Source organism: Ensifer sp. ENS03 (genome assembly GCF_014852035.1).
GTDB classification, from domain to species: Bacteria; Pseudomonadota; Alphaproteobacteria; order Rhizobiales; family Rhizobiaceae; genus Ensifer; species Ensifer adhaerens.
In genome coordinates, this window is sequence record NZ_JACVAV010000006.1 from 173073 (window position 1) to 191034 (window position 17962).

The 17962-nt window shown below is 61.0% G+C and carries 16 protein-coding genes; 7 read left to right on the forward strand and 9 right to left on the reverse strand.

The window, feature by feature from the left end; translation table 11 throughout:
- The first annotated feature begins 108 nt into the window (after positions 1–108).
- Together IB263_RS21210 and IB263_RS21215 are read left to right on the forward strand one after the other, a co-directional pair.
- Entirely contained in the window at positions 109–900 is a 792-nt protein-coding gene (locus tag IB263_RS21210; protein WP_226020917.1) for an ATP-binding cassette domain-containing protein, read from the forward strand.
- A gap of 46 nt (positions 901–946) precedes the next feature.
- A complete protein-coding gene (locus tag IB263_RS21215) occupies positions 947–1942 on the forward strand; it encodes an ABC transporter permease (protein ID WP_060516753.1) in 996 nt (331 codons plus the stop codon).
- Between the two features lie 375 nt (positions 1943–2317).
- Here the strand turns inward: IB263_RS21215 and IB263_RS21220 are convergent, their stop codons facing one another.
- From IB263_RS21220 to IB263_RS21250, 7 genes are all read right to left on the reverse strand, one after another.
- On the reverse strand, positions 2318–2545 hold the full coding sequence (locus tag IB263_RS21220) for a hypothetical protein (RefSeq protein ID WP_192438972.1): 228 nt from the start codon (positions 2543–2545) through the stop codon (positions 2318–2320).
- Positions 2546–2930: 385 nt separating this feature from the next.
- On the reverse strand, positions 2931–5228 hold the full coding sequence (locus IB263_RS21225) for a PBP1A family penicillin-binding protein (protein ID WP_192438973.1): 2298 nt from the start codon (positions 5226–5228) through the stop codon (positions 2931–2933).
- Positions 5229–5406: 178 nt separating this feature from the next.
- Positions 5407–6711: an aspartate aminotransferase family protein gene (locus tag IB263_RS21230; protein WP_192438974.1), complete on the reverse strand. Its 1305-nt coding sequence runs from the start codon at positions 6709–6711 to the stop codon at positions 5407–5409.
- Positions 6708–7526: an N-formylglutamate amidohydrolase gene (locus tag IB263_RS21235; protein WP_051659457.1), complete on the reverse strand. Its 819-nt coding sequence runs from the start codon at positions 7524–7526 to the stop codon at positions 6708–6710. Before IB263_RS21235 ends, IB263_RS21230 begins: the two co-directional genes overlap by 4 nt.
- Before the next feature lie 18 nt (positions 7527–7544).
- Positions 7545–8888 carry a glutamine synthetase family protein gene (locus tag IB263_RS21240; RefSeq protein WP_192438975.1) on the reverse strand — a complete coding sequence of 448 codons (1344 nt, stop codon included), beginning with the start codon at positions 8886–8888 and terminating at the stop codon, positions 7545–7547.
- A 38-nt stretch (positions 8889–8926) separates the two neighbouring features.
- Positions 8927–9589 (reverse strand): isochorismatase family cysteine hydrolase, encoded by a 663-nt coding sequence (locus tag IB263_RS21245; RefSeq protein ID WP_082566430.1) that lies wholly within the window; start codon positions 9587–9589, stop codon positions 8927–8929.
- Positions 9590–9636: 47 nt separating this feature from the next.
- Positions 9637–10518 carry a MurR/RpiR family transcriptional regulator gene (locus tag IB263_RS21250; protein WP_034798710.1) on the reverse strand — a complete coding sequence of 294 codons (882 nt, stop codon included), beginning with the start codon at positions 10516–10518 and terminating at the stop codon, positions 9637–9639.
- 180 nt (positions 10519–10698) lie between these two features.
- Between IB263_RS21250 and IB263_RS21255 the strand changes: the two genes are divergently transcribed.
- The 5 genes from IB263_RS21255 (at position 10699) to IB263_RS21275 (ending at position 15929) form a co-directional block, all read left to right on the forward strand.
- Positions 10699–12579: an ATP-binding cassette domain-containing protein gene (locus IB263_RS21255; RefSeq protein ID WP_090301582.1), complete on the forward strand. Its 1881-nt coding sequence runs from the start codon at positions 10699–10701 to the stop codon at positions 12577–12579.
- Between the two features lie 22 nt (positions 12580–12601).
- A complete protein-coding gene (locus IB263_RS21260) occupies positions 12602–13765 on the forward strand; it encodes an ABC transporter substrate-binding protein (protein ID WP_051659459.1) in 1164 nt (387 codons plus the stop codon).
- Between the two features lie 91 nt (positions 13766–13856).
- Positions 13857–14594 carry an ABC transporter ATP-binding protein gene (locus IB263_RS21265; protein ID WP_226020830.1) on the forward strand — a complete coding sequence of 246 codons (738 nt, stop codon included), beginning with the start codon at positions 13857–13859 and terminating at the stop codon, positions 14592–14594.
- 24 nt (positions 14595–14618) lie between these two features.
- Positions 14619–15506 (forward strand): branched-chain amino acid ABC transporter permease, encoded by an 888-nt coding sequence (locus IB263_RS21270; protein WP_176960447.1) that lies wholly within the window; start codon positions 14619–14621, stop codon positions 15504–15506.
- A 183-nt stretch (positions 15507–15689) separates the two neighbouring features.
- On the forward strand, positions 15690–15929 hold the full coding sequence (locus tag IB263_RS21275; RefSeq protein ID WP_060609394.1) for a tautomerase family protein: 240 nt from the start codon (positions 15690–15692) through the stop codon (positions 15927–15929).
- Positions 15930–16169: 240 nt separating this feature from the next.
- Here IB263_RS21275 and IB263_RS21280 read toward each other — a convergent pair whose 3' ends face one another.
- Complete coding sequence (locus IB263_RS21280) at positions 16170–16571, reverse strand: hypothetical protein (protein WP_060644495.1); 402 nt, start codon at positions 16569–16571, stop codon at positions 16170–16172.
- 318 nt (positions 16572–16889) lie between these two features.
- Positions 16890–17951 (reverse strand): ABC transporter ATP-binding protein, encoded by a 1062-nt coding sequence (locus IB263_RS21285; protein WP_090301584.1) that lies wholly within the window; start codon positions 17949–17951, stop codon positions 16890–16892.
- Between the last annotated feature and the right edge of the window lie 11 nt (positions 17952–17962).

The following is a 17962-nucleotide window of genomic DNA, read 5'->3' on the forward strand; positions in this document are numbered from 1 at the left end:
TCGTCAATGTCTAATTGTCATACAAATAAGGTTTATCAGACGAGAGATCATTGACGCGGTTGTGATGATTTGCGTAAATAAGCAATCTCTCACTCAAGGGGCGGGCATATTGTGACGCGCCTTGGTGAAGGCCGCGCGTCTTGGGAGTTTGGAAGGCTGGTCGTGCTGCTAGAACTCAGCAATATTTCCAAGCACTTCGGGGCCATACAGGCCGTCAATGACATTTCGCTGTCGTTAGAGGCAGGCCAGGTTGTCGGATTGATGGGCGACAACGGCGCCGGCAAGTCGACTCTCGTCAAAATGATTGCGGGAAACTTTCGACCGAGCGAAGGCACGATGCGCCTCAATGGCAGCGAAATCGTGCTGCATCGCCCGGTCGAGGCGCGGCACTTCGGAATTGAGATCGTGCACCAGGATCTTGCCCTTTGTGACAATCTCACCGCGGCGGCGAACGTTTTTCTCGGACGCGAACTGAGGCGGGGCATCGGCCCATTGGGCGTGCTCGACTACAAGGCAATGTACCGGAGGGCCGCGGAGATCTTTAAGGAACTCCGTTCCGAGACCAGAGCACGCGACCTCGTGAAACAGATGTCGGGCGGTCAACGCCAGGCGGTGGCGATTGCGCGTACGATGATTTCGGAGGCGAAAATCGTTCTGATGGACGAGCCGACCGCGGCCATTTCCGTGCGCCAGGTCGCTGAAGTGCTCCATCTCATCCGACAGCTGCGCGATCGTGGCATTCTGGTTGTGCTTATCAGCCATCGCATGCCCGACGTATTCGATGTCGCCGATCGCGTCGTTGTCATGCGCCGAGGCCGAAAGGTGGCGGACAAGCCAATCATCGAGACCTCTCCGGAAGAGGTGACAGGGCTTATTACTGGCGCCATTGAGGGTGGATAGAGGAAAACGATCTGGGTCTTTTGCGCCGGAGGAACGCGAGGTTAACATGGCAACGACGCTGCACGAGACGATAGCCCATAGGCAGCGCACGCTCGCAGCAACAGTCCTGGGCAGCCAGACCTTCTGGGTACTGGTCGCCGTCATTCTCGCCTGCATCTTCCTGTCATTCGCCACCGACAGTTTCGCAACGGCAAAGAACCTCTACAACATCACCCGCAACGTCACTTTCATCGCAATCATCGCGCTCGGGATGACGCTTGTCATCATCACCGGTGGGATTGATTTATCGGTAGGGTCGGTGCTCTGCCTGTGCAGTATGGTACTTGCAGTCACGATGCATGCGGGATACGGCATAGGGACGGGCATTGCCGTCTCGGTCGCCACGGCATTAGTGATCGGCGCGTTCAATGGCATCTTGATTGCCTATCTCGGCTTTCCGCCCTTTGTCGTAACGCTCGGCATGCTCTCGGTTGCCCGGAGCCTGGCCATGGTCGCGTCCAACAATACTGTCGTCTTCGAATTTGGCCCCGATCATGCCAAGCTGCTGGCGCTGGGCGGTGGGGCGGTCTTCGGTATCGCCAATCCAGTGATCTACATGATCGTGCTGGCGCTCCTGACCGGCTTCGTGCTGCGGTGGACGCGGATCGGCCGCTACATTTACGCCATTGGTGGCAACGAAAAGGCGGCCGTTGCCACGGGCCTTCCCGTACGACCCATCAAGGTCTGCGTCTATATGATCTCGGCGCTGTCGGCTGGCATCGCCGGCATCATTCAGACCGGCTGGCTGGGTGCTGTGACGACCAATATTGGAGCGGGCATGGAGTTGCAGGTCATCGCTGCGGCAGTGATTGGGGGCGCTAATCTCGCTGGCGGCGCAGGTACTGCCTTCGGCGCACTTGTCGGTGCGGCACTCATCGAGGTGATCCGCAATAGCCTCGGACTTCTCGGCATCAATGCGTTCTGGCAGGGGACATTCATCGGCGGCGCGATAATCCTTGCAGTCCTTTTCGATCGCATCCGCAATTTCCGCCAAAGCGAGTAGCGCACACGCCCTGCAGCACGCGATTTTCTCACGCGTTGGTCGCGCACGCCAGTGCGCGCGGTAGTGCGAGTTTGTGTTCTATTCCCGGTGGAGAACGCGTTCATCACCCGCCTACCATTCTTCGAAGGCCGCTTGCGGTCGTGAAGGCTGCTCGGACCTATGCGTCTCACTGGAGAGGAGAGGCATGACGGATCCAGCATGCTGTGGCTCGGGGTGCTCGCTACCCATAGGCATACGAGCCAGCGCCTATGGCCATCAGGGCCAGGAGACGGGGATACTTATGACCGAGGGCAAAAAGGTCGAGATTTGGTCGAGGGCAAGCTCGACGGTGTTGCACTTGGTGAGGCAATTTACGGCCAAACCCGCAGCGCCACACTAGCCATTCGGCAGTTCTTTGAGCATTGTCAGTCGGTTTCCAGGCAACAGAGCGATGATTTTGTCCTGTTCAAGAGCGTAGAGCACCTGCAGGATTTCATCCTGCGAGAATCCTGCCGAGGTCAAAGGATCGCCGAGTTCAAACACGTTGATGGACATGTCCGGCATAGCCTTCAATGCGCGTAGGCGCTCGATCAATGCGATTTCGGTTTCCGTGAATCTGCTCATACCAACTACATAACGCTCTTCGGGCAGAATTGTCTCATGGCCATTGCACGTCTGCCGTCATCGCTATGACCATGGTCCGCGGATCGAGCTGTTCCAGCGGATCGAGCTCTTCCAGTTGCACGACCTGCGCACGGCCTGGCGGCGGCCCTCGGCTACGCGGTGTTGTCACGAAGCGTTGACGGCGTTGTGAAAAAGCCCCACCTTCGCCGGAGCGATGATGGGGCTCCTACCTTGATCCGGAGGGATCCGAGATCATCAGCAAACCAAAAACACGAATGTACGGAAAAGGTTCCCGCTTGCTGGGCCGCCTTGGCCGGTTCCGAGAGGGGAAGGCATCGAGGCTTGCCGCCTTTGTGGGCGGTTCGCATTTGATCCGACGTATTCGTCATTTTTCGCAGAGCCTTCGCTCCCCGAAATAGGGTTGGTAGCTGCAGTCCGATGGCCGGAAGGAGCGATAGCTGCGAGAGCAAGCGGTGATGTTGCAGCTCTGAGGCGGAGCGCTGTCGTCAACCAGAACGCCCGCTGCGGGGGTCGCCAACGCTTCCCGCATGAAATCCCGCCAAATCTGCGCTGGCATATCCCCGCCCGTTACGCCTTTCATCGGCGTGTCATCGTCGTTGCCGACCCAGACCCCTGCGACAAGTGGCTCGGTGAACCCGACAAACCAAGCGTCACGATTGTTCTGGCTGGTGCCGGTCTTGCCAGCAGCAAACGCGCCGGGGTCGGCTGCGCGCCCGGTACCGCGTTCCACGACAAGCTGTAGAAGGGAAAGGAGATCGCGCCGATACGGGGCCAGATCCACGCTTGGCGTATCTTTTGCCCCGACTCGAAAAGCCGTTGCTTGGTTCGAAGCCTGAAATTCGATAATTCCCCTGGGTTCAACGGGGGCCTTGCCGAATTGCACGGACGCATAGGCACTTGTCAGGTCAAGCAAGCTGACCTCGGACGTGCCTAACGCCAGCGAAGGCGTATCGACAAGTGGCGCGTCGATCCCGAGTTCACGCGCGGCACTGATCACCTTGTCAAGGCCGACATGTTGGGCGAGCGCCACTGTTGGCGCGTTTAGAGACCGGGCGAAGGCCTCAGCGATCGTGACCCAGCCGCGATAGCGGCCGCCGGAATTCTCTGGTGACCAGCCGTTGATTTCGATCGGTGCGTCCAGTACCCGGTCGGATAAGGAAAGTCCGGCCTTCAGAGCGGCATAGTAAACGAACAGCTTGAAGGTGGAGCCCGGCTGCCGTTTTGCCGTGACGGCACGGTTGAACTGGCTCTCTTTGTAATCGCGGCCGCCGACCATGGCCACAACCGCCCCATCCGGGGTCATTGCCACCAATGCGGCCTGAGATGCACCAACAGTTCTTCCCTCAGTATCCAAGGCCCTCTTGATGACCCTTTCGGCAATCCCCTGAAGCCGGGGAACAAGCGTCGTTCGAACTGTGGTCGAGCCCGGCGAAGTCCCGGCGATTTCGCTCGCCTGCGGTGAGACCCAGTCCGCAAACCAACTGCCGGATCGGGGCGTTGGCGTTGTCGGGTGGAGGGTAGCAAAGCTCGCCTTGATCTGCGCAGCCTTTGACGCGTCAACCTTGCCGTTCGCAACCATCGCGTCGAGGACGACCGATGTGCGCTTTCGGGAACCTTCAAGATTGTCGATCGGGTTCCATAGGCTAGGAGCCCGCAACAATCCCGCCAGAAGCGCCGATTCCGAAAGGTTTAGCGCTCCGATATCCTTGTTGAAATAAATGCGTGCGGCGGCCGGCATACCCGTTGCGCCAGCGCCAAGATAGGCGCTGTTGAGGTAACGCGTCAGGATTTCCTGCTTTCCGAGTTTCCACTCCAGCCACAGGGCAATCACAAACTCCTGTATCTTTCGTTTTACCGTACGATCGCTGTCGAGATACTGCAACTTGATGAGCTGCTGGGTGATCGTGCTACCACCCTCCACAACCGACCCTGCCTTGAGGTTTCGAAGAAGCGCTCGTCCGATGCCTCTGATATCGATGCCGAAGTGGTCCATGAACCGCCGGTCTTCAACAGACAGTACCGCATCGATCAGTTGTGGCGTGAATTGGTCGAACTGTGCGTAAGGTCCTTGATAAGGTCCTTGTCTGACCAGCGGCTGACCGTCCGCGGTTTCCAACACCACGATAGGCTTTAGTGTACCGTCCCTGATCTCGGCCCAAGGGACATCTTTTAGCGCCCACACCAAGCCCGTTACACCAACCAGAATACAGAAAACGGCGGTCAGCCGCACCGCCGATTTCCACCTGGCTTTCCTTTGCAAGACAGGCTGGCTAGACCGGCGAAGCGCTCGTCCTGCCTTTTTGGGAGCGTTCGCAAGTGCCCCGCCGAGATTTTTCAGCAGAAATGAAAGAGTTTGCTTATCCGCAGCCTGGACCTTGGTCTTTACGGACGAAGCAGCCGCCCGGACCTTGACCTTGACCGCTGTTGAGATAGCCCGCAAATCGTCGTGAAGCGCACGAAGCAGAGCGTGCGCTGCCTGTCGGGTCTGCTCAAACGGCAGAGGCAGATGTTCGCTCGTTCCAGCTCGGTTGAACGGGTCAGCGTCTGCGCTGTGATCCGCCTCTTTTGTTGCCGCGGGGGCTCTCTGGGCGAGCACTTCCGCCTTTTGATGGTCGTCCGACCCAGTGCCACTTCGTGTAGAGACGTGAGGATTGCGGGGCATTTTTTAAGACGCTCAAACCCTTAATGACTTAGAGCACTGTGGCGGGTTCTCAACGTACGGCAAAGACGCTGGTTCCAGCCAAAGGAAATACGCCGCCATCATCAGTGCGCGCGTCACGACAGGTGGGACCTAAAAATCCCAACCGTGGCGGGCGCGAGCTTAGGTCTTGAGACTGCCTTTACCAGCCCGCGAACTGCGAAACAACTGTATCCGGAACGTCGGAGACTTCGGCGAAAGCTCGATCCAGAACGTTTGATGCCTGAACGATGTCGGTGTCCGGGACGGTCAGCGGCGGAGTCATCTCCAGAACATTTGCGTTCATCCCGACACAGTAGACGACGAGGCCGAGTTCATAGGCCCGATAGATAAGTTTTGCTGCTTCCGCTCGCGCTGGAGCCCGTGTCTGCCGATCGAGAACGAGGTCGACGCCGCAGGCAAGACCTCGACCGCGGATATCGCCGATCAGTTGATATCGTTCGGCAAGCCTTGCCAGGCCGTCGCGCAGCAGTTTGCCTTTGCGCTCCGCTTCCTGCGCAAGCTCGTCGCGCTCAATGGTTTCAAGAACGGCAAGGCCGGCGGCAGTAGAGATCGGATTGCCGTGGAGCGTCTGCATGGCAAAGGCGCTGGCACAATCGAGGATGCGTGCCGGGCCGATCGCGGCAGAAAGCGGCAGCCCGCCGCCAAGACCCTTGCCGATGGTCAGGATGTCGGGGACGAAATCCTCATGTTCGAAGCAATGCAGGCGGCCGCTGCGGCCAAGCCCGACCTTCACTTCGTCGCAGACGACGAGCACACCGTATTCCCGGCAGATCGCGGAAAAGGCTTTAAAAAAACCGGTTGGCGGAACGATCAGGCCGCCGTCTGACTGGATCGGCTCGATGAAGGCGACCGCGAAACGCTCCGGCGCCGCCTCAAGTCGCTCCCGTAATTCTGCGAGTATCGCACCACCTGTCGGGTCGTCGTGGTAGGGCCGGTAGGGATCGGGGTACGGTAGCAGGAGCAGTCCGTCCGCCTTGGTCGCGCCCGCCTGGACGCTGTGGCCGGAAAAAGCCATCGAGCCCACGGTACAGCCGTGGTAGGCGCCGACGAAGGCGATGACGCCCGACCGTCCCGTCGCCTTGGTGACAGCGCGGAAGACCGCCTCGTTGGCATCGGATCCGGAATGACCGAACCAGACCTTGTTGTCGCCCGATCCGGGAAAGGCCGTGAGGAGTTTTTCGGCAAGGGCCGCCGCCGGTCCATTGGCGGCAGAAAGAACACTGGCGCCGGCGGGATTTGCCGCAGCACCGGAGATTGCCTCAACCAGCGCCGGGTGGCCATAGCCAAGGCTCGCCGCCCCCCATGCCCCGGAGAGGTCGATCAGTTCGCGGCCGTTTTCCTCCGTCAGCCTCGCGCCGCGGCCACCGGTCACTGCAAGCGGGAAGAAGCGCAGCTTCTGTAGGTTGGCGACTGCCGCTTGGTCTCTCTCGTAGAGTGCGGTCACGGGGCTTCCCCTACGCTAGCTTTAAGACACCGGGTGAGACGCTCGCCCCAGGCAGTGACGCCCGCATCCGTATCGATCAGATCGTGGCGCACCTCGACCAGAACGCCCGGAAGCCCACGCGCGTCGGCATGAACCGGCACGGTGTAATCCTCGTCGGGATGGATGTTGTAGGGCTCGTTGTCACCGATCGTCAGCTGGCTTTCGCTGGCCAGTTCTCGGATCAGCGAACCGGCAAAATCGACGGCGTCGCGATAGAGGATGCCGGCCTGCCAGGGGCGCGGCTTGCCGAAATAGACCGGCGTGAAGCTGTGGATGCCGACGACAAATGGCCGCTTGCCTTCGCCTTCGAGCCGGTCGAGACGGCGGCTGACCGCTTCAGCGAAGGGCGTGAACAGCGTATCGATCCGCTGCTGCCGCTCTTCGTCGCTCAGGTTTCGGTTGGCGGGGATCTCCGTCGTCTCGCTGATCTCGGGGATCATCGAGGGGGCGGGAAGCGGCCGGTTGCAGTCAATCACCAACCTTGAATAGTTGGTGAAGAACAGTGGTGCATCGAGGCTGAGGCTTAGGTGCTGAGCCAGCGCCATGGCGCCGATATCCCAGGCGATGTGGCGCTGGCGCTCGTGCAGCGGAAGCCCCATATCGCCGAGCGCGCGTGGCATCCGGTTGGAGGCGTGCTCGCATAAGAGCAGGATCGGGGAGGTGCCGTCCGGGTTGAAGACCGCATAGGGCGGCAGTTCGTCGATCGAAAGCAGCGGCGCGCTCGGGTCGTGTCGCGCGCCGGGTTCTAGGCTCTTGATGGCCGTTGTCGAGGTCATGGGTTGCCCATCCGTCAATCAGTAGACCGCCGCATAGCGGGCACAAAGTTCGTCCGGCGAGAGCCCATCGACGATCTCGATCTCCTTGCGCTTCATCGCCATGTAGCAGTCAAGGAAATCTCGAGAGAACCAGCCCGTGACGACCGGATCGGCGGCGAGCGTATCCAGAGCTTCCGGCAGGCTCGCGGGCAGACGACGAATACCGAGCTTCTCCTGCTCTGCCGCCGAGAAATCGGAGGGGTCGGAATTGATCAAGGGCGGCTGTTCGAGCCCGGCCTTGATGCCTTCGAGGCCGGCCTTCAACAAGACGGCCAGCGACAGATGCGGGCTGGCGCATGCGTCGGCGGCGCGGTATTCCATGTTGAACTGCCTGGCCGGATTGCTGCCGCGAAGGTCCAGTGTCGGGCAGATCCTGAGCGTCGCTTCGCGGTTCTTTTCGCCAAGGCAGGTGTAAGCGGCGCTCCAATGGTGCGGCACGAGCCGCATGTAGGAAAGCACCGACGGAGCGGTAAAGGCGGTCAGCGCCGGCAGATGCTTGATGACGCCGGCGGCAAAGGCGCCGGCGATCTTGGAGAGCCTGCCGGGGCGCGAGGCGTCAAAGGTCACCGGATTGCCGTCGAGATCGGTGAAGCTCACATGCAGGTGCACGCCGTTGCCGACGCCATTCGAGACCGTCTTCGGGGCAAAACTCGCATTCCAGCCGAAGAGGGCGGCGACTTCCTTGGTGATTGCACGGATGGTAGCGCCGCGATCGGCGGCGGTCAGCGCGTCGGCGGGACGGCAGGTGATTTCGAACTGGTCCTTTCCGTATTCCGGCAGGAACATTTCCGGCTCGGCGCCGGCTTCCTGCAAAGCGGTAATCAGCAGAGACCCGAAGGGTTCGGCACGGCGCTGGGCGCGCAGGCCGAAGGACGGCGCATCCGGCCAGTCGACGCCGAGCAACTGGAACTCCTGCTCGACGGCTGAAATGACTTTGAGGCCGACTTGTTCGTATTCCTTCAGCGTCTGTTTCAGGAAGCTGCGTACGCAGCAGTCCCAGGCATTGCCTTGGAGGTCGGTGATGTCGGCGTGATAGAAATGCAGCGGCGTCTCGTCTGGCAGGCAGGTGACGCGCGCCTTGCTGTCGGGGTCGGCCATCAGCCGGAGGTCGCCGGCCGAGCCCCAGGGATTGTTCTCGGCAATCAGGTCGAAGGGCGTGAGCGCCAGGTTGGCCGGCACCCAGCCGACACCCTTGCGCAGGTAGCTGTCGATCTCGGAAGCCGCAAAACTGCGGCCGCGCGTGATGCCGGCGATGTCGGTCGTGACGAAGGTGGCAAGTTCCGTCAGTGCGGCGGCCGCCTTGCCGTTGTTGGTTTCCGTCATGGGGTTCCCCTCTATTCGTTCATTTTTTAGGCGGCGACTCAGGCTTGGCGCAAAGTGCCGAGGCGGCTGACCACCGTCTCAGTGTCGGTCGTCCAGCAATAGCCGGAGTAGGCACGAAGGGCCGCGTCATGGCGCTGCTCGCTATAGGTGGCGCAGGCGTCGTTGACGACGGTGACAAGGTAACCGCGGTCGGCGGCGTCGCGCACCGCCATGTCGACGCACTGGTCGGTGATGACGCCGGCGATGATCAGGTAGCGGGTGTTGAGGTTGCGCAGGACGTAGTCGATGTTGGTCGAGTTGAAGACGCCCGACGACGTCTTCGGCAGCACGATCTCGTTGTCGATGGGCGAAAGTTCCGGAATGACCTGCCCCTCCGGAGAACCTTTCGGCACGTGCATGTCGGAGAGCTTGTGGTCGAGCGAGCGGTCGCGGCCGTCGAGCGTCAGGCTTTCGATGATCGTGTGCAGCACATCGCAACCGGCCTTTCGCGCCGCCTCCAGAATGCGTACCTGGTTTGGGATGACGGTCTGGCGCAGGCGCCTGTGATAATAGCTCTCGGCGTCCTGCGGGTGGGTCGGGTCGAGGTTCGGCTCGCACCAGATGCGCTGCATGTCGACGAACAGCAGCGAGGTGCGGCCAGCCTCATAGGCGCTGTCGCGCCTCAAGCGATCGTCGCCAACCTTGACAGTGACTGCACTCATTCGAATTCTCCTCGGTTTATTTTGGTTCGCCGGGACGGCGGAAAGGGTCAGCGGTCGTCTTCAACGGCTGGATTGAAGGCGTCCTCCGTGATGGCGTATCCGCGGCGCAGGTCCTCCATGCGCTCGATGCGACCACGTGACTGCGTGGCAAGGCGGGCGGTAAGTGCCGCAATCACCGCCTCCGTCTGGGCAATCGCCGGCACCATCGTGTCGTAGGGCGAGACCGTGTCGACGGGTGCCGTCAGCGTCACTGTCGCGAAATCGGCGATCGGCGAGAGCCAGCGGTCAGTAAAGAGCACGATGCGCGATCCTTGCTCGGCCGCCTGACGAGCAAAGCGGATCGTGTCGTTCTGGTAGCGGCGATAGTCATAGACGAAAAGCACGTCGCGCTTGCCGAGGTCGACAAGCTGATCGACCTGGTCGGCCTGACTGCCGTTGATCCAGCGCGTGTCGCCCCTGAGCTGCTTCATGTGCGACCAGAGGAGGCCCGCGAGAAAGCCGCTGAAGCGGCCGCCGAGGCAATGGATGCGAGCGCTCATGTCGGCCGCCGCATCCACGGCTGCCTCGAAGTCTTCCGAAGGCAGCATTTGCATCGAAGACTCCAGCGCATGGATGCTGGCGCGAAGGAAGTACTGGTAGAAGTTCTCTTGTTCCAGCGACGGGCGGCGCGCGTCGAGCATGGAGAGCGGCGAGCTCATGCGCTCTTGGACTTCACTGAGCAGCGCCTTCTGGAACTCCGGATAACCCTCAAAGCCCAGTGTGTTGGCAAAGCGCACGACGGTCGGATTGCTGACGCCGGCAGCGGCCGCGAGATGCGCGACCGTGTTCAGCCCTGCTGCCGGATAATTCGACAGAAGCTGCCTGACGATCTTCAGTTCCGAGCGCGTGAAGGTAATTGCGCCGTCTGTCAGTCGGTCCCGGATTGCCACGATTTCTGCCTCCCAAAAACGATGGCGTGAATTCCGATTTCTAATTTTTGTTACATAATTGCTAGCAGATAATGTTTTTTGAAACAAGATTGACATTTGGTCGATCTGCGATAACGTTCATGTCGGGAACGGGCCCGAGCCAAAAAATACGCGGCCGGGCCAAAATCTGGGGGAATGCGGATGGTGCGCGTCAGGCGAGAAACCGTCGTTGGTATCCTTGTAGCGTCGCTGCCGCTTTTGGCCGCTGCCGCCATCGCCTCGTTGTTCTTTCCGGGCAGCGGCGAGCGCCTGGTGACGCTTTACATGATCAACGTCATCGCCGTGCTCGGCATCGGCATCTATGCCGGCAATTCCGGTATCGTTTCCTTCGGCCATGTCGGCTTCATGGCGATCGGTGCCTATGCGTCGGGTCTGTTGACGCTAAATCCGATCATCCAAAAGACAGCGTTGCCACATCTCCCGGAATGGCTGGCCGGGATGGGCATGCCCTTCCTTCCGGCACTTGCGATTGCGCTTGTCGTGGTTGCGCTCGTCGCGGTGCTGATCGGCATTCCCGTGGCGCGCCTTGGCGGCTCATCGGCTTCGATCGCGACCCTTGGTTTCCTCGTCATCGTGCATGTTGTGCTCGTCGCCTCGACCGATTTCACCCGCGGCAGCCAGACCTTTTTTGGTATTCCCCGCGCGGTCAATCTCTGGGTGGCGGTGCCCTTTGCTATCGCTGCCGTGGTGGTTGCGCGTCTCTATCGGGATTCGAGTGCTGGCTTGAAGCTTCGGGCGTCGCGCGAAGACGAGATCGCCTCGAGCGCCGTCGGCGTCAATGTCAAACTGCAGCGCTTCTTCGCCTGGGTTCTCGGTGCGGTGCTTGCAGGCGCTGCTGGCGCCTTGCTGGCCCATTTCCTCGGCGCGTTTTCGCCGAAGGACTTCTACTTCAACCTCACCTTCATGCTTTTGGCGATGCTGATCCTCGGCGGTATCACCACCGTCTCGGGTGCCGTCGGCGGCGCTGCCGTAATCATGCTGATTGTCGAACTCCTGCGCAAGCTCGAGGGTGGCGTCGATCTCGGCTTCCTCAAGCTGCCGACCGTCTTCGGCCTCACCGACATCGGGATCGGCGTGGCAATCCTCGTCGTGATGTACCGCCTGCAGGATGGCCTCTTCGGTGTGCGCGAACTTGACGAGCGCTTCGGCTGGTTCAAGCGCTCCACAGAGAAGGACGTTGTGCCGGTGAAAAGCGTGCCTGCGTCCGAGGCCGCTGCAGCCGGTCACGGCTCTCTCCGGGTCGAAAATCTCGGCAAGAAATTTGCCGGCCTCGTGGCGCTCGAGAACGCCAATTTCGAGATCAAGCCCGGTATCGTCACTGGCCTTATCGGCCCGAACGGTGCGGGCAAGTCCACGCTGATCAACAGTGTGTCCGGCGTCGTGCCGCCGTCGACGGGCCGCGTGCTGATCGATGGCCAGGATGTGGCGTCGCTTGCCGTTCACGCGGTTCCCGTCGCGGGCCTTGCCCGCACCTTCCAGAACATCCGTCTCTTCAAGAACCTAACGGTCATCGAGAACGTCACGGTCGCGGCGAGCGCCTTGAAGGCGGGCGGTGAGGATCCCGCTGCCCGTGCCTTGACGGTGCTTTCGGAAGTGGGCCTCGCGGAATTTGCCGACCGGCTGGCCGGCACGCTTTCCTACGGTGCGCAGAGGCGGCTAGAAATCGCCCGCGCGCTGGCGCTGAAGCCGCGTTACCTGCTGCTCGACGAGCCGGCTGCCGGCATGAACCCGGCCGAGACCGAGGAATTGATGCATGTGCTCGACCGCATCCGCACGAAATACCGCCTCGGCCTGCTCGTCGTCGAGCATGACCTGAAGCTGATCATGCGGCTCTGCGATGTTGTCGTCGTGCTCAACAAGGGCCAGCAGATCGCCATCGGCACACCGGCGGAAATCCAGGCTAACCCTGATGTCATCGAGGCCTACATCGGCCGCCGCCGCTCAGCGGCGCAGGCGCGCAACGCGCCCGTCGGGACCCCCGTTCTGCCGTCCGGCGCGCCGGGCCTGCATAAACCAGCATAAATCAAAAGAGGGAGCTTTTCGGATGAAGAAGAACGTCACGGCCCTGTGCCTTACAACCATGCTTGGCGGTATCGCGTTGTCGCCACTACCCGCATTTGCAGACGATCTGGTTATCGGTCTTGCGACCGCACAGACCGGCGGTCTTGCACCCTATGACCAGCCGTCGCTGAAGGGTCTGGAAATGGCGGTCGAGGAGATCAATGCGGCCGGTGGTGCTGCCGGCAAATTCCCGATCAAGCTCGTCGCCAAGGATACGCGCTCGGATGCGGCGCAGACGGCGCTGGTGGCGCAGGAACTGGTTGACGAAGGCGTCAAGATCGTGATCACGCCTTGCGATGCCGATCCGTCGATTGCTGCCGGCCAGGTGACACAGGCAGCCCAGATCCCCGCCTTCTCCTTCTGCGCCACGACGCCGACCATGCCGCTTGCGGTGGGCGACTACATGTTTGGCAATTATCCGGCCGACAACGTCCAGGCCTCTGTTCTTGCGACCTACGCGTTCGAGAAGGGTTACAAGAAGGCCTACATCCTGAAGTCGCCGGATAGCGCCTATACTCTGAAGCTGCCGGAGTATTTCGCCGTTGCGTTCAAAGCCAAGGGCGGCGAACTGCTCGGTGAGGGCACCTACAGCATGGGCCAGCAGGACTTCGGCGCCGAGGTCACCAAGATCAAGGCGATGAACCCGGCGCCCGACGTCATCATGACGGCGGCCTACGAGCCGGATTTCCCAGCCTTCATCCGTCAGCTGCGCGGTGCAGGGGTGGCCACGCCGATCCTCGGCAGCGACGGCATCGATTCGCCCACGACCTTCGGCCTTGGTGCCACCGTCGACGGGGTTGTCTTTACAACCGCAGGCTTTGCCAGCGAAGGCAGCCCGCTTGCTGACTTCAATGTGAAGTACAAGGAAAAATACGGTCAGGTGCCGGATACGGTCTACATCGCCAACGGCTACGACCTTGGCAAGGTGATCGACGCGGCGGTGACGGAGGCAAACAGTATCGATCCGGTTGCCATACGCAACGCGATCGCCTCGCTCGAAAACGTCCAGGGTGTGACCGGCCCGATCAGCTATGCCGGCACGCAAGGGATGCCGATGCGCTCGGTATCGCTGGTGCAGATCGAAAGCGGCAATCGCCAGCTGATCAGTCAGGGCGTTCCGGCGGCCGCCGACGTTCCAGCCCCCTGATCGATCACCTGTGGTGGTCCCCGGATTTCCCCGGGGATCGTGCCTGTCTGCGCCGGCGGCGCTTTGCAATCCACGGCAAGGACTTTGCCCGATGATGATGAGTGAAATTCCCGTTCTGAAGCCGCTTCTGGAAGTGAGCGGCCTTAAGGTCGCCTATGGTGCGGTCGAAGCCCTGAAGGGTGTTGATCTCGCCGTCGGCAAAGGGCAGATCGTGACGTTGCTCGGCGCCAACGGCGCTGGCAAGAGCTCGACGCTGAACGCGCTTGTCGGTCTGGCGGGAAAGAAGGCCGGACGTGTGTCTTTCAACGGCCGGGATGTTTCCGGCCTCGCGCCGGAACAGATTGTCCGGCTCGGAATGACCTTGACGCCCGAGGGACGGCGCATCTTCCCGAGCCTCACCGTCGACGAACACCTGCTGCTCGGCGGTGCCATGCACAAGGCGCGCGGCGCGATATCAGAGGTGCGCGAAGACATGCTCTCGCGATTCCCGATCCTGAAAGAACGCCTCACCCAGAAGGCCGGCTCGCTCTCAGGGGGAGAACAGCAGATGCTCGCGATCGCCCGCTCGATGATGTCGTCGCCTGACTTGTTGCTGCTCGACGAGCCCTCGCTCGGCCTGGCGCCGCAGGTGGTGGATCTGATCTTCGACCTGATCGCCGGGCTGAGACAAAAGGGCCTGACGATCCTCCTGGTCGAGCAGAACGTCTCTCTGTCGCTCGAGATTGCTGACGCGGGCTACGTCATGGCCAATGGCCGGGTCGTGCTTTCGGGCACGGCCGCCGAACTGCGCAATTCAACCGAAATCCAGGGCGCCTATCTCGGCGCCTGAGCCGAGCGCGTGGAGGGTCAATTCATGGATATGTTCCTGCAGCAACTCGTCAATGCGCTCAGCCTCGGCGGCACTTATGCGCTTCTGGCGCTTGGCCTTGCGGTCGTCTTTTCGATCATGGGGCTCATCAATTTCGCCCATGGCGAACTGATGACGGCTGCCGGCTACGGCCTCTGCTTTGCCCTGTTGCTGGGCCTGCCGTTTCCGCTCGCTGTCTGTGCGGCTCTTTTGATCGCCATCGTGCTTGCCATGCTGATGGAGCGCATCGCCTTTCGGCCGGTGCGCGGCGCCAGTGGCACGACGCTGCTTCTAACGAGCTTTGCCGTTAGCGCGATCCTGCGCGTGATCTTCCAGAACTTCATTTCCGCCCGTCCGAAGCCGGTGCCGATGCCCGAGAGCTTTTCTGGCACGATCGAGATCGGCGGCCTGCATCTGGGCCTCATTCAGGGAACCTCGATCCTCGTCACGATCATCATGCTGGTCGGCCTGAACCTCTTCCTTCGCACGACCGTGCTCGGTCGTGCCATGCGTGCTGCATCCGAAGATTTCGCTATCGTTCGGCTGATGGGTATCCGCGCCAATGCGGTGGTCGCTACCGCCTTTGCGATCTCCGGCCTGCTTGCCGGCGTCGCCGGCATCCTCTGGGTGGCCCAGCGCGGCAGTGTCGATCCGTTGATGGGCTTCCTGCCAGTGCTCAAAGCCTTTATCGCCGCAATTATCGGTGGGCTCGGCAGCCTCTCCGGCGCTGTCGCCGGCGGCTTTCTGCTCGGCTTCATCGAAGTGTTCTTGCAAGCCTATCTGCCGGAAAGCCTGCTCAGCTACCGCGACGCCTTCACCATCCTGCTCGTCATCGGGGTTCTGCTCTTTGCTCCGCAGGGGTTGCTTGCAAAGAAGACCGTCATCAAGCTTTGATGTTCGCGAAAGCACCTAGTATCGGGATGATAGGGTCAGTGCAGACGCAAGCAATGGCAATGAGTTGGCATTGATCGTCCGCAATCACCTTGTGGACTCGTCGAGGTCGGCAGGATTTGCGGCTTGCCCTTGGGCCCTGTCGTCTTCCCGTCATGGCACTTGGTATCAACGAATGGAATGGAAATGCCGCACATAGTCGTAAAGATGTTCCCTGGCCGCACCGAGGAGCAGAAACAGGAATTCGCCGCGAAAGTGGTCGAAGCTGCGAAAACCATCCTAGGCTCAAGCGACGCTTCGCTTTCCGTTTCCATCTTAGAAGTGGATCCGGCGGAGTGGGATGCGAGTGTCTACGACCCGGAAATAGTGGCGAACGAAAGCACGCTCTATAAACGGCCGGGTTACGGGGCTCTCTCACAGTCGTAGGGGGTGATCGCCGAGGGCGTTTTTGAATGAAGCGGGGGTGCCATGCAAACCCCGCTCGCCTCGGCCACACGGCCACTTTGCCCGGCATGCTGACAGGATTGGAGTGTCCAATGTTCATTCATCTGCTGGCGCTGCCAGCGGAAGAGCGCGCTATTCAGGATGGGGTGGCGCACCAGGCACCTGCGCTGGCTCCGTAGGCGCCAACCCCGCGACCCGGATCTACGTCTGCACTTGTGATCGTCAGGCTGAGCTCGGATCCCACGTCGGTTTGTCAACCGTGGTGCAAGGTACAGCCCGCCAATTGGAATGACGAGCATTGAGCAGCGTTGAATTCCCGTCCACCACGAGCCACAGCCCGTTGCCAAGGGCGTGTACAGTGAGGGGTTTTCGCTTCTCCTGCTTGCCGCGCGCCGACGCAAGCATATAGCGGTTCGCGCTGATGATGCCTCGTTCGCGCATTCGCGCGTTAACAAGCTGCTCGAGCGGAATAAGCAGATGTGCTTCTCCAAGATCGAAGTAGAGCGAAGGATCCTCCGGCAACCTTTCGAGCGCGGCCGCGATCTCTTGGTTCAACTCCATCTTTCCAACGGCGCCGTCGGCCTGGAGTGCTAGATACTTTCGCGACATTTCATCGGCTTTCATTCAGCGCTACAGCGACGAGCACTTCGCTGGGCCATCCCGGCCAGGACGACCCTGTTGCTCGTCGGCATTCGGTACCATTATCGCTCATGATTGCTGGGTATCTATGTGAAATCGCACTGTCGGCTGTCCGACCGACAAATTTCAACTGTTCCCCATTGTGCATGCTTGCTGTTGGGTCAATCGAAGGCTTTTCTTTCGTCTGCCAGGGTCCGCAGCGTTTGATGTGAAATCGGCCAATGAACCGATTTTTGCCATCTGAACGCTGCCGATCGCTTGAGCGCCTGCCTAGCTCAAAGGCCTTCGAGGGATCCCCCAGTGTCAGGCACCAATTGCTGCGCCCGTACCATCGAACAGCGAGGACCGGCTCTCGTCGATCCGGATCCCGACGGCTTCGCCAACGCGAAAAGGTGTGTCGGCCGGTGCGCTGACATTGATCAGGCCGAGCCGGCCGGCGCGAACGAAGACGCTCATATTGCCGCCGAGATACTCGCTCGCCTCGATGACGCCGCGGCAATGCCCAGTTTCCGGAGCAACCAGCGCCAAGTGCTCGGGCCTTGCGCCCAGTTTCTCGGGTTCGACCGTCCCTGGCATGGGAAGCGCTAGATCGCCTTCGCCGCTCAGGTCGAGGCGGCCGCCCTGGTCGCGCCGGCATGGCAGGAGGTTCATCTTTGGGCTGCCGATGAACTGCGCGACGAAAAGGTTCGCCGGCTTTTCGTAGAGGTCTCTCGGGCTACCCTGCTGCATGATCCGCCCGTCCTTCATCACGACGATCCGGTCGGCCAGCGTCATCGCCTCCACCTGGTCATGGGTCACATAGATCATGGTGGCGCCAAGCGTGCGATGCAGCTTGGCGATCTCAAGTCGCATATCGACGCGCAGCGCCGCATCGAGGTTTGAAAGCGGCTCGTCAAAGAGAAAGCCGACCGGCTCGCGCACAATTGCCCGCCCGATTGCGACTCGCTGGCGCTGGCCGCCCGAGAGCTCCTTCGGATAGCGGTCCAGAAGGGGCGTGAGCTTCAGCGTTTCCGCCGCTGCCTCGATCTTGGCCCTTGCGGTCTCCGACGGCACCTTGGCGAGCCTCAGGCCGAAGCCCATGTTCTGCCGCACCGTCATGTGCGGATAGAGCGCATAGGACTGGAAGACCATGGCGAGCTGACGATCGACCGGCGAAGCGGACGTCGCATCCCGCCCATTGATCAAAATCTGGCCGTCGGTCGTTGCCTCGAGACCCGCGATCATGCGCAACAGCGTTGACTTGCCGCAGCCGGAGGGCCCGACGATGACGACGAATTCACCGTCGGCGATCTCAAGGTCGAGCTCCCGGATGATCTCAACTGCGCCGTAGCGCTTTCCGGCTTTCCTGAGCGAAATCGTTCCCATGCGTGTCTCCT